The following is an 11,228-nucleotide window of genomic DNA, read 5'->3' on the forward strand; positions in this document are numbered from 1 at the left end:
GTCCTGGGCGCTCAACGAAACCTGAATGAACGGCAGGTTTCATGGCAGACGAATGAGCCTGGGAACGACCGGTTTGTCGGCGGAGGTCGTCACACTGCCTTCGGTCGAGCCTATCGGCAGCTATTCGACGTTTGCGCAAAAAACCTGCCGTTCCGGACACAACCAGACCCGGTCGTTCACTTCCGCCAAAATTGACGTCTGGTTTCGCTTGAAGCCGCCATGCCGATTTCGAATTTGCGGACCGGACCCTCACATAACAGGAGGTAGGTAAAAAACAGACAGCGCAATTGGAGTCGATCAAGCTTTACGGCGGGTCGCTCGCCGTCTGCGGTGCTCAAGTCGCTCAACGCGAAGAGCTTCATCAGCGCTACCCGGCCCGCGTAGGTCGCCAACAGCACCTCGGCTTTTAGCCAGTGGCTCGTAACAGAGGGGAGTTACACGGGCACTGCCTTGCTCGATTGCAAAGTCACCATCCGCCTGTAAGGTTACGCCATCGGGGGAGAGAGTGATTGGAGCAAGCAGAGACGCAGGTCGCTGCGCAGGGCTGGATGAAGGCGACACTCTTCGGAGATTTCCGGATCGAGACGCCAAGCAGGGAGCTCGTGGTCCTGAGCAACCGCCGGGCTGCGCTCCTGCTCGCTGTCCTCTGTCTGGAGCCCGACCATTCAATAGATCGCGAAGCGCTGGCCCGGCTGTTGTGGCCGGACCGCTTCCTCGCACAGGCCAAGGCGAGCTTGCGCCAGTGCCTTCTCGATCTGAGGCGCAAGCTCGAAGACCACGGGGTCGACTGCTTGATCGTGTCGCGCGGGGAGGTGGCTCTGGCCCCGGGGAGCCTTGCCTGCGATCTGTTCGAGCTTGAAGCCGGGCTGTTATCGGATGATCCCGCAGCGGCGATTGCCACCTTGCTCGCGATCGGAAACCGGCCGCTTGTTCAAGGCCCCCCTCTCAATCCCGAGTTCGACGAGTGGATCGCCAGTCGCCGCGACCATGTCGACGCGCAGCTGCGGGCCGCCATATCGGCGGCGATCCGAAACTCTTCCAATGCGACCAGCGAGCGGCTGTTGGAAGCGGCAAGGGCGCGATTTCCGTCCTATCGCACTTTCAACCGCGCGGCCCATCAGGCGCGCATTGCTGTCCTGCCGTTCAGCCAGATCGACAGCGTAGGCGGCAATTTCTACCTTGCGGACGGGATTGTCGATGAGCTTTCGACGCGACTTGGCGGGCTAAGCGGAATCGCGCTGGCGGGGCGAACATCGGTTGCAGCGGTCATCGACAAGGGGCGAACGGTGACCGAAATCGCGTCCGATCTTGGCGTCGACTACGTGATCGAAGGCGAAGTCAGGCGCGACGCGCAGGGCATCGGCGTCCGCATGGCGCTAATCAGCGGCCAGTATGGTACCGAGGTCTGGTCCGACCGGCTCAGCGGATCGATCGAGGATTTCTTTGATGGGCGCAAGGTGATCGGCGCCAATGTCATCGCCGCGATGTGCCATGCCCTCGACCTCACCGCATCGCCAGCGCCCTCGCGCAAGATGACCCACGATCGTGAGGCCTATGCGCTCTTTCTTCAAGCGCGGGCGATGATCCAGAAGATCGGCGTTGAGGGCGCCTTTGCCAAGGGGATCGCATTTCTCGAACAAGCGCTAGAGATCGATCCGGAATTTGCAGAATGCTGGACCGCGCTTGCCAATGCGCACATCATGACGGCGGCGATCACCCCAAGTCTTGAACGGGTCGCCCAATCCGCCGAAGCCGCCCGCTGCGCCGAGCGCGCCATCGCGCTCGACCCGGGTCAGGGGCATGCCTTCTCGATCCTCGGCATTCACGAATGGACCCGGTTCAATCCGGCGCGCGCGCTGGAAATGGCGTTCGAGGCCTATGCCCGCGATCCCAATGATGCCGATGTGTGCTCGCGGCTGGGATCATGCCTGCTCTATCTCGGCAAGGCGCGCGAGGCGCTGCCTTATGTCGAGGAGGCGGTGGATCGCGACCCGGTCTATGGCCGCAACTATGCGATGCTGGCCTCGGCCTATCTGAGCCTTGGTGAGATCGATAAAGCGCTGGTTGCCGGTCAGCGCTTGGCGGATCTCGGGAATCCAAGCATGTGGCTCGCGCTCGCACAGATGGCTGCAGGCGATCACGAAGCCGCCGTCCAGACCCATTTCGATACACGCTTCTATCTCGGAACGATCATCATGCGTCCGCCCGGTATGCCGCCGATGGATGACGCGGCACGCGATGCCTATTTCGGCTTCGCCGCACGTGGGATCTTCAGTGGCAACCCAGCGGACCGCGCCGCCTATTGCCAGATACTCGATGGTCTGCACGCCGCCATGCCCGACCCATACGACAGCTCGATTGCTTTCCCCGCCATCTGGATGGGGCACAGCGATCTCGTCATGAAGATCTATTCCGAGTGCATCCATCCCGCCAACATGTTCGGCCTGATGAGCCTGTGGATCGATGTCGACCCGATCAACCGCACGATCCGCGATCCCCGCTTTATGGATTTCGCCGAACGCATCGGCATGGTCGAGGCGTGGGAGCGTTTCGGCTGGCCCGATCTCTTGCCGGCCGACCCGCGCAGGCCCTGATAGCGTACGAATTGACGTTTTTTTGACGGTCCGCCCGGTTGACCGCACCGCCTCGTAGCGGCACTTTGTTTCCATCGGAACCAACGAAATTCGAGCTTTTTCACAGCGTGCCAGCCCCTCGGGCTGGCGTGTGCGGGCGAGTTGTGCCGATGTTTTGGGGAAAGACGAAAGGCCGATCCCGGCCGTTCGCGATGGGGGACAAGCAATGAAGACGATCAGGTTTGCGCTGGCCGCGATGGCCATGACACTGCCGCTGGCAACGCCGAGTGCGGCGCAGGATTACCCCCTGGCAGCGGGCGAATATGTCCAGATGAACGGCATCGACGTCGAGGACGGCGAAGGCACGCTGAAATACGCGCAATGGCTGGCGACCGAATGGAAGCGGTTCCAGGAACACGCCAAGTCGCAGGGCTGGATCACCGACTACGGCATCTATGCCAATGTCAATGCACGGGCCGGCGAGCCCGATCTCTTTCTGGTAACGACCTTTGCCAGTCTGCCGGACGCCGCCGAGCAAGAGCGCCGCGACCGCGCCTTTGATGCCTGGTCAAAGACCACCGTGCAACAGCAGGCGGCCGCCAGCGGCAATCGCGCTGCCTATCGGACTGTGGTCAGCTCGATGTTGCTGCAGGAATACAAACCGCGCTGATAGGGGACGCGCGGCCAGAACTCCGGCGGGCGAGCATGCGACCCGCTCGCCCGCCGGGGTTCGTCTTTCCACGCTATCAGGGACCCGCCGAATGACCAGCATGCCACCAGCCGCAACAGGCCTGCATCACGCCTATGTTGCGGCGATTAACTCCAACGACACCGACCGCATCCTCGCGCTGATGAACGAGGACATCGTGTTCCAGGTGCCCGGCGAACCCGAATTGATCGGCCAGAACGCCGTGCGCGCATGGGCAGCGGGCTTCTTTGCCGGGTTCGCGGCGCAGTGGGAAAAGACCGAACACGGGCTTGAACAGTCGGGCGATCTTGCCGTCAGCCGCTACACCTACACCTACACCTACACCTACACCTACACCTACACCTACACCTACACCTACACCTACACCTACACCACCCGCTTCCGCTCGCGGGAAGACGGGACGGAAATCGGCGAGATCGGCAAGGGCACCTGTGTCTATCGCCGCGACGGCTCGGGCGAATGGCGCTTGATGATCGACAGCTGGTCGACCCATGAGGTGTCCGAAGGGGCGCGCTGATATGGTCAAGCGCCCATTCTTGTCTGCCGCCGCCCTCTCGCTCGCGCCGCTTTTTGGTGCCCATTCTCAAACGCAACTGGCGGCCACGATCGACCAGGGTGACCTGGCCTCCATTTCGCAAAGCTACACTGAGGCGTGGTCGAGCCCGAACATCGAACGCATCGCGGCCTTGTTCAGCGAAGGCAGGCCAATGACCGTCAATGACGGCAAATCTGCGGCGCTGGCCCAGCAGATCGCCAGCTTCATCACCGGCACCACCCTGACCGCCGATGGCGGCTTCCACCTGACGCCTTGAAAGGGATCCCTCCATGCTGATCCGCAAGCCCGAAAGGACCATCCGCACCTGGCACACCGATAGCCGCATCTGGGATAGTTTCGAACTGCGCGCCGGTGACATCATCGTCTGTACGCCACCCAAGACCGGGACGACCTGGATCCAGCGCATTGTCGGCATGTTGCTCGCGCAGTCAGCCGAGCCGCGCCAGATCATGGAAGAGCAGCCGTGGCTCGATGCGCGCTTCATCCCGCAAGCCGAGGTCGCCGCAGCGTTGTCCGCTGTCGAAGGGCGGCGCGGGCTCAAGACCCATTCGCCGCTCACCGCCCTGCCACTGCATGACGATGTGCTCTACATCAACGTCGCGCGCGATCCGCGCGATGCGGTGATGTCGTTTCACAATCATTCGATGAACTTGAGTGACGATTTTCTCGCCGCGCGCGATCAGGATGGGCTGGCAGACCCCTTTATCGCCGCCCCGTATCCGCGCGCTCTGGACGACCAGCGGGCCTTCTTCCGCCGTTGGCTGCGGGATCCCAAATACGCGCCGTTTGATGACTTCACGATCGCCGAATTCATCGAGATTGAAACCAGCTTCTGGGAGGCGCGCGAGCGGCCCCACGTGCTGCTGGTCCATTACAACGACCTGAAGGCGGACCGCGAAGGCGAGATGCGCCGGATCGCACAATTCTGCGGGATCGCAACGCCAGAGCCGCTCTTCCACGAAATGGTCGAGGCGGCCGGCTTTGCCAGCATGAAGCGCGCTGGCACGCAGCTTTTGGGATCGGCCGAAGTGGCCTTCAAGGGCGGAGCCGATGCCTTCCTCCACAAGGGCACGAACGAGCGCTGGCGCAGTGTCTTGAGCGACGAGGACCTCGCCGATTATCGTGCAGCGCTGCAAGCCGGCGTCACGCCCGATCTCACCAACTGGCTCGAGCACGGACGGCTGGCCGCCTTCGATCCGACCCCGGTTTCTACGCCCGTTTGAGCGACAGAAAGGACCAACAGCATGGCCCACGCAATCCCCGCTGGCACAGCACCACGCGCGGCAAGGTTTCCGGCGCTTTCGGAGCATCGCACCGCCCGGTTTGCGGCGATCATCGTGCTCTATTTTCTGCAAGGCGTGCCACTGGGTCTTGCGCTGGTGGCCTTGCCTGGCTGGCTCGCTGAAAGCGGGGCAAGCCCGCTCGAAATCGGCAGCTTCGTTGGGATCGCGATGCTGCCTTGGTCGACCAAATTGTTCAATGGCCTCGTCATGGACCGCTTCACCTTCAAGCCAATGGGCCGCAGGCGCGGGTGGATCCTGCTGTCGCAGGCGCTGATGGTCGCCACCTTGCTGTCAATGGCGCTGGCCGCGCCGGTGGCAAGCGATATCGCACTGCTGACCGCGTTCTGCTTCACGCTCAATATCTGCGTCACCTTCAGCGATGTCGCTGTCGACGGGATGACGGTCGATATCGTTCCCGAGGCCGAGCGCACCGCGATCAACAGCCTGATGTTCGCCAGCCAGGCTTTTGGCGTGGCGGCGTGCAGCTTCATCGCCGGGCAATTGCTCGCTTCGGGTAGCCTGACAACAACCGCGCTGGTGCTGGCCGGGATGGTCGCCAGCGCCTCGATCTTCGTCGCGCTGTTCCGTGAACGGCCGGGCGAACGCCTGCTGCCGTGGACCCGGGGCCACGCCTCGCGCGAATGCGAAGAGCGCCAGCACGCAGCATGGTGGCCAATCGTTTCGGGCGTGGCCCGCTCGATCCTTGCGCCGCGCACGTTGCTGTTCCTAGCTGCCACTGGCTGCGCGCAGGCAGCGTTTGCCTTCATCGATGCGGTCAACCCGTCCCTGGCGGTGCAGCAGCTCGGCTGGACGAGCGAAAGTTACGCCAGCTTTGGCGCGATGCTCAATCTGGTGGCTGCTTGCCTCGCGCTGTTCGTGCCGATCCTGCTGGTGCGCTGGTTCGGGCTGAAGCGCGCTGTCATTGGCCATTTCCTCGCCCTGGCCTTGTTGGCGGTGGCGGCCGGCGCGACCTATGACGGGTGGCAAGACGACAGCCTGTTCATCGCCTTAACGCTGGCGCTGTATGTCCTGAGCATCCTGCACACGGTAGTGCTGATCGTGTGGGCGATGCAGATCAGCAACCCCGCTATCGCGGCGAGCCAGTTCGCGCTGTTCATGGCGGTACCCAACCTCTCGCGCTCGCTCATGAGCGGCAATTCGGGTTGGCTGGTCGAGGGTGGCGGCTATGCCCTCACCTACTACGCGGTGGCCGGAATTACGCTCCTAGGGCTGGGGCTGTGCCTCTTGGCGCGGGTCGGTGATGAGCGGCAGCTGCCGGGAGACGCGCATTGACTCGCCCGCAGCCCACCGCCTTCGAGCGCGAGCGGGAGCAGCGTATGGCGATCCTTGCGGGATTTGCGAGCTATACCGCGTTGTTTGAACCCGTCAGGCAGACGCCTGGCGCACTGTTCCGTTACGGCTCCGAGAGTCTCCCGGCGATTTCGACCGCCTTTATCGTCCACATCGCTGTCTCGTGCCTCATGACCGTCCCCGCAAGGCGAGGCGGATACCAGCGCGATGCGAGCGGGCTGACCAAACCGATACCCGTGAATCAGACAATCTACCGCAAAGGATAGACCATGGCGACTGCAGCCAGTGAAGCACCCCATATCGACATCGCGCAGGCGACGCCCGACACGCCGCGAACCGGCCCGACCACAGACCGAATTGTTGCGCTCGATTTCGTGCGCGGGGCGGCGCTGTTCGGCATCCTGCTGATGAACATCACCGGCTTTGGCCTGCCGCACGCCTACAGCAATCCCATGAATGCCGGCGGCGCGGAGGGAGCCAACCTCCTTTCGTGGATGATCATCCAGATCGGGTTCGAGGGCACACAGCGCGGCCTGTTCTCGATGTTGTTCGGGGCGGGCATCATCTTGTTCACCTCCCGTCTCGAAGCCGCAGGGCGAACCGATGTCGGCGATATTTATGCCCGCCGCAACCTCTGGCTGATCGTGTTCGGGATGGTAAACGGCTTTGTCCTCCTGTGGAGCGGCGACATCCTCTATTTCTACGGGCTGACGGCGTTGGTGGTGTTCCCGTTCCGCAAGCTCGGTGTGCGGGCGCTCCTGATTATCGGGATCGCCGGAATGCTGGCAAGCGCGCTCTGGAACGCGAAGGATACTGCCGACCTGATGCGCTATCATGAGGCTTACGCGGCCTCGCAGGTGGCAGGGGCGCAGCTTGATCCGGCGCAGCAGGCGCTGGCCGAAAAATGGGAAGGCGCGCTCGCCGAATACAGCCCTTCGCCCGAGGCGCAGCAGGACTATGTCGAGCAGCGCACGCATAGTTACGCGACGGTCTTCGCGCAGGTCGCCGCAGAAACGGTGCACGCGGAAAGCTGGTATTTCTATCGCTGGTTTTTCGACATCTTCAGCATGATGCTGATTGGCATGGCCCTGTTCAAGGCCGGGATCTTCACGCTGGAACGATCAACCCGATTCTATTTTGCGCTGGTGGTGATCGGATACGGGGTTGGTCTTACGGTCAACGTCCTTGAGACCCGTTGGGTCATCGACAACAGCTTCAGCCTGCTTGCGATGAGCCAATCCCAGATCACCTATGACCTTGGAAGGCTCCCGATGACGGCGGGGCATCTGGGCCTGCTGCTGCTGATCGTGCGATCAGGCATCTTCCCGCTGTTCCAGCACGCGCTCGCCAGCGTAGGGCGAATGGCGTTCACGAACTACCTCACCCATTCGCTGGTCTGTGCGATTTTCTTCGTTGGGCTGGGGTATTTCGGCGAGCTGGAGCGGCATCAGCTTTATTATGTCGTCTTTACGATTTGGGCGGTACAGCTTGTCATCAGCCCGCTCTGGCTCAGCCGATACCGGATGGGCCCGCTCGAATGGCTCTGGCGCGGGCTGACCTATGATGAACGTCCGAAGCTGCGCCGAGCCGAGCCGGTGACTGCATGAACACCTCAGTCCAGACCGGCCAGCTCCAGAAGCGTCTCGGCCTGCCGTTTGCCATCGCGGTGTGCGTCGGCTTGGTGGTCGGAACCGGGATCATGCGCGCGCCCGGCGAGATCGCCAACATGGTGCCCGATCCCACGGTCGTCATGCTGCTGTGGTTGGCTGGCGGTCTTTATGTCATACTGATGGCCAACGTAGCGGCCGAAATCTCCTCAGCGATCCCGCGCTCCGGTGGGCATTACATCCCTGTACACGAGGGGTTGGGGGATTCGATGGGGCTGCTCGTCGGCTGGACGATGTGGGTTGTCGGGGTTGCGGCCAGCGCGTTCCTGTCGCTCGCCGCAGCGGAGTTTCTGGGCACGCTCGTCCCGTGGGTTGCCGACCACGGACCTACAGTGGCGGTCCTCTTTTTGCTCGGCGTGACGGCACTCAACTGGGCCGGGGTGGAAGAAGGCCGCTGGGCGCAGATCGGCAGCACCGGTCTGAAGATTGCCCTGCTGCTCGCGGTCGTCGGTGTGGCGCTGGCCATGCCCGCGGGCAAAGCCGCTGGCGAGATCGAAACCGCCCCGCTGGTGGCCGAGCCGCTTACGATCCTGACCGTACTCGCTGGATTGCAGTTCGTCGTCGCGGTCTATGATGGCTGGTATGCGTCCATTTACTTCGCGGGCGAAGACAAGGATCCGGGCCGCAACATTCCACGTTCGCTGTTTCAGTCGGCGATCATCGTCATCCTGATTTACCTGGCAGTCAACTGGGCCCTGATCCGGGCGCTCGACTTTGCCGTGCTGCGTGCATCGACCTTGCCGATGGCGACGGTGATCGAGGCGGCCACCGGGCGGTGGGGTTCGATCATCGTGGCTCTTGTCGCGGTGCTGATGGCCCTTGGCACGCTCAATGCGGTCGTGATGTCGAACCCGCGTGCCCTCTATGGCATGGCCGAGGACGGCCTGTTCCTGAAATCCGCGCTAAAGGTTAACCGCGGTGGGACACCGACCTTTGCTCTGGCGCTTGGCACCGTGCTTGCGATCCCGCTGATCTATTCGGGCGGTTATGTCTTCGTGTTCCGTCTGGCGGGGGCAATGGTGCTGTTCGGGTCGTGCCTGTTTGTCCTGTCCTATTTCGCGCTGCGAAAGCACCGCCCCGACCTTACAAGACCCTACCGCGCGCGAGGGCATCCCGTCCTTCCTGCACTCGTCCTGTTGATCAACCTTGCGCTACTGATCAGTTTCGTGATCGCCGAACCGATCAGCGGGGCCATCATGGCGGGAATGATTGCGATCTGCATCCCTGTGGGCTTCCATCTTGATCGCGAAAAGCGGCGGCTCACCGCAACGCCTGTATAGGCGCCGGGCAATCTGAAGAATGTCTGTGGGCCTGAAGGTTGAAAATGCTGCCTCGCTCACCGACTACTTCCAAGCTTTGACAGCACTGTCCTTGCTGCTTCACGAACCGCCGGTCTCGGCAATGTCGGTCGTTCCGGTAGGCCGTGCCGACTGGCAGTTTTGTCCCAAGACCTTCCGGCAGCTCTCGACCAGATTCGGTCGTTCCGATGCGGAAGGCGCAAATGTCGGCTTACCTCGCAACGGCCATTCGCAGGTGTGACCGCCACCGGGCAGCAAGGCACCCCATCCTTATAATTCACCGCACTGACCAGCTACCTTAAAACCGTCCGATGGCTATACTGCACTACGTTGCTTTCGTCGTGGATGGTAACCAGATGCCGCTCTTCAAATATTTCCCCAACGAAAGCTATGCCCGCGCGCTCATGCGCAAGGGCGAGATGCGCTTCGGATCGCTGGCTTATTATCGCGGAATCGAAGACTGCGCCGTCAGGGGCGATCCCATGGATGAGATGCTACATTACGCGCCAGCCGGCGGGATAGAGATCACAATGGTTGCCGATGGCCGAAAGCTGACTGGTAACGCCTTCACGACGGCCGCCGAGAATATGTTCGTCTATTACGCAAGCAATGACATTTCGGCTGAGCTGGCTAGGGACTTCGGCCGATTCTGCGTCGAGATCGCAGATCCTGATGTTTTCGTTCGCCGCCTTAAGGCTCGAGCAAACCCCTCATCGCGACTCGATTATGGCCGGCCCATATGGGGGCGACGGCGTATCGCTCCCTCGATCGAATCCCCGCTGCCGACTGGGCTTTCCCAGAGCGGGTAGTTCTCATCAAGCCGCCTGAATTCGCTGGACAGAACGAGACCCGCATTGTGTTGCCGATGACGCTAGATGCGACCTCGGCTGACAACCACGTTCTCGTGCGCGTTGGAGTTTGAAGGAGGTTACGCGACTCCGCATCTTTGATCAACGGACGAAGAACAGTTCTTCGCGGCTGTTCGCCGGAAACGTGAGATAAGCCCGTGTCATTAACAGGATTGTACGGATGGGCCGGGTATGGCTGAACCACTGACCGGCCGAGGCCGGTAGGATCATGTGGAGGGGCTGAAGCATTCCTTGTGGGTATGCCGGTCGAGATAGCGCATGATGATGTCGTTGGTGATGTTGCCGGACGTGGTTGAGAAGTATCCCCTTCCCCAGAAGCGCTGTCCCCAGTATCGTTTCCGGATATGCTCGAACTCCTGCTGGATCTTGCGGGAGGAACGCCCCTTGGCCTGGCGCACGAAGTCGCTGACCGAGACATGCGGCGGAATTTCGACGAACATATGCACGTGATCGCGCGATAGCGCTCCGTTGATGATCTTCACCCCCAGTTCGTCGCACACCTGGCGGATGATCTCGCGAACCCTCAGGCGCACTTCGCCAAGGAGCACCTTGAACCGGTACTTGGGAGCCCAGACGATATGATAGCGATGATGAAAAGTCGTGTGACAACCGGTCGAGTAGCCCATAGTCTAAGGCTGAAGCCAGTATCCGACAGAAGTCGGAGGGGTTCCACCTAAAAGGGGACTCTAAAAGCTGTCGGTCCTGGGCGCTCAACGAAACCTGAACGCACGGCGGCTTTCAGGGAAGAAGAATGAGCCTGGGAACGACCGGTTTGTTAGCGGTTGCAGTCGCGTTGCCATCGGCTCAGATTTAGCGGCAGCTAGAGCGTTTTCCTACCATTCTGGTTCATAGCCGCATGAGCTGAAGTAGTTGGCACATTCGTCTGGCTGGAAGATGTCGACGAGCCTGCCGATCAGGTCCCACAGTCCGCTGACGGTCCGCTCGCTCGCCTTGCGCAGCAT

General features: G+C 61.7%; 13 protein-coding genes and 1 pseudogene. 12 read left to right on the forward strand and 2 right to left on the reverse strand.

Annotated elements, in window-relative coordinates; translation table 11 throughout:
• From U0988_RS02465 to U0988_RS02520, 12 genes are all read left to right on the forward strand, one after another.
• Positions 1-195: hypothetical protein (locus U0988_RS02465; RefSeq protein WP_322291066.1), on the forward strand; the 195-nt coding region annotated here is incomplete at its 5' end.
• Between the two features lie 314 nt (positions 196-509).
• Positions 510-2,594, forward strand: a complete 2,085-nt coding sequence (locus tag U0988_RS02470) for a winged helix-turn-helix domain-containing protein (RefSeq protein WP_322291067.1) — start codon at positions 510-512, stop codon at positions 2,592-2,594.
• A gap of 205 nt (positions 2,595-2,799) precedes the next feature.
• Positions 2,800-3,243, forward strand: coding sequence for a hypothetical protein (locus U0988_RS02475; RefSeq protein ID WP_322291068.1), 444 nt, complete (start codon positions 2,800-2,802; stop codon positions 3,241-3,243).
• A gap of 91 nt (positions 3,244-3,334) precedes the next feature.
• The gene (locus tag U0988_RS02480; protein WP_322291069.1) at positions 3,335-3,799 is read left to right on the forward strand and encodes a nuclear transport factor 2 family protein; all 465 of its coding nucleotides are present in this window, start codon (positions 3,335-3,337) and stop codon (positions 3,797-3,799) included.
• Between the two features lies 1 nt (position 3,800).
• Complete coding sequence (locus U0988_RS02485; RefSeq protein ID WP_322291070.1) at positions 3,801-4,094, forward strand: hypothetical protein; 294 nt, start codon at positions 3,801-3,803, stop codon at positions 4,092-4,094.
• Between the two features lie 13 nt (positions 4,095-4,107).
• A complete protein-coding gene (locus U0988_RS02490; protein WP_322291071.1) occupies positions 4,108-5,061 on the forward strand; it encodes a sulfotransferase domain-containing protein in 954 nt (317 codons plus the stop codon).
• Between the two features lie 21 nt (positions 5,062-5,082).
• On the forward strand, positions 5,083-6,414 hold the full coding sequence (locus U0988_RS02495; protein ID WP_322291072.1) for an MFS transporter: 1,332 nt from the start codon (positions 5,083-5,085) through the stop codon (positions 6,412-6,414).
• Positions 6,411-6,698 carry a hypothetical protein gene (locus U0988_RS02500; protein ID WP_322291073.1) on the forward strand — a complete coding sequence of 96 codons (288 nt, stop codon included), beginning with the start codon at positions 6,411-6,413 and terminating at the stop codon, positions 6,696-6,698. Before U0988_RS02495 ends, U0988_RS02500 begins: the two co-directional genes overlap by 4 nt.
• Positions 6,699-6,701: 3 nt before the next feature.
• The gene (locus tag U0988_RS02505) at positions 6,702-8,039 is read left to right on the forward strand and encodes a DUF418 domain-containing protein (protein WP_322291074.1); all 1,338 of its coding nucleotides are present in this window, start codon (positions 6,702-6,704) and stop codon (positions 8,037-8,039) included.
• Positions 8,036-9,379 carry an APC family permease gene (locus tag U0988_RS02510; RefSeq protein ID WP_322291075.1) on the forward strand — a complete coding sequence of 448 codons (1,344 nt, stop codon included), beginning with the start codon at positions 8,036-8,038 and terminating at the stop codon, positions 9,377-9,379. Before U0988_RS02505 ends, U0988_RS02510 begins: the two co-directional genes overlap by 4 nt.
• 19 nt (positions 9,380-9,398) lie before the next feature.
• Positions 9,399-9,638 (forward strand): hypothetical protein, encoded by a 240-nt coding sequence (locus tag U0988_RS02515; protein WP_322291076.1) that lies wholly within the window; start codon positions 9,399-9,401, stop codon positions 9,636-9,638.
• 70 nt (positions 9,639-9,708) lie between these two features.
• Positions 9,709-10,206, forward strand: a complete 498-nt coding sequence (locus U0988_RS02520) for a hypothetical protein (RefSeq protein ID WP_322291077.1) — start codon at positions 9,709-9,711, stop codon at positions 10,204-10,206.
• Positions 10,207-10,472: 266 nt separating this feature from the next.
• Here the strand turns inward: U0988_RS02520 and tnpA are convergent, their stop codons facing one another.
• Positions 10,473-10,892 carry an IS200/IS605 family transposase gene (tnpA, locus tag U0988_RS02525; protein ID WP_322291078.1) on the reverse strand — a complete coding sequence of 140 codons (420 nt, stop codon included), beginning with the start codon at positions 10,890-10,892 and terminating at the stop codon, positions 10,473-10,475.
• Between the two features lie 207 nt (positions 10,893-11,099).
• Positions 11,100-11,228 (reverse strand): annotated as a pseudogene (locus U0988_RS02530) (IS630 family transposase); the annotation flags it as partial.

The sequence above is a fragment of the Allopontixanthobacter sp. genome (assembly GCF_034376665.1).
In the GTDB taxonomy this organism is placed as follows: domain Bacteria; phylum Pseudomonadota; class Alphaproteobacteria; order Sphingomonadales; family Sphingomonadaceae; genus Allopontixanthobacter.

Bases quoted from the DNA above. Each gene is read 5' to 3' on its own strand.
- U0988_RS02475 (WP_322291068.1), top strand. From the start codon at position 2,800: ATGAAGACGATCAGGTTTGCGCTGGCCGCGATGGCCATGACACTGCCG.
- U0988_RS02480 (WP_322291069.1), top strand. From the start codon at position 3,335: ATGACCAGCATGCCACCAGCCGCAACAGGCCTGCATCACGCCTATGTT.
- U0988_RS02485 (WP_322291070.1), top strand. From the start codon at position 3,801: ATGGTCAAGCGCCCATTCTTGTCTGCCGCCGCCCTCTCGCTCGCGCCG.
- U0988_RS02490 (WP_322291071.1), top strand. From the start codon at position 4,108: ATGCTGATCCGCAAGCCCGAAAGGACCATCCGCACCTGGCACACCGAT.
- U0988_RS02495 (WP_322291072.1), top strand. From the start codon at position 5,083: ATGGCCCACGCAATCCCCGCTGGCACAGCACCACGCGCGGCAAGGTTT.
- U0988_RS02505 (WP_322291074.1), top strand. From the start codon at position 6,702: ATGGCGACTGCAGCCAGTGAAGCACCCCATATCGACATCGCGCAGGCG.
- U0988_RS02510 (WP_322291075.1), top strand. From the start codon at position 8,036: ATGAACACCTCAGTCCAGACCGGCCAGCTCCAGAAGCGTCTCGGCCTG.
- U0988_RS02515 (WP_322291076.1), top strand. From the start codon at position 9,399: ATGTCTGTGGGCCTGAAGGTTGAAAATGCTGCCTCGCTCACCGACTAC.
- U0988_RS02520 (WP_322291077.1), top strand. From the start codon at position 9,709: ATGGCTATACTGCACTACGTTGCTTTCGTCGTGGATGGTAACCAGATG.
- tnpA (WP_322291078.1), bottom strand. From the start codon at position 10,892: ATGGGCTACTCGACCGGTTGTCACACGACTTTTCATCATCGCTATCAT.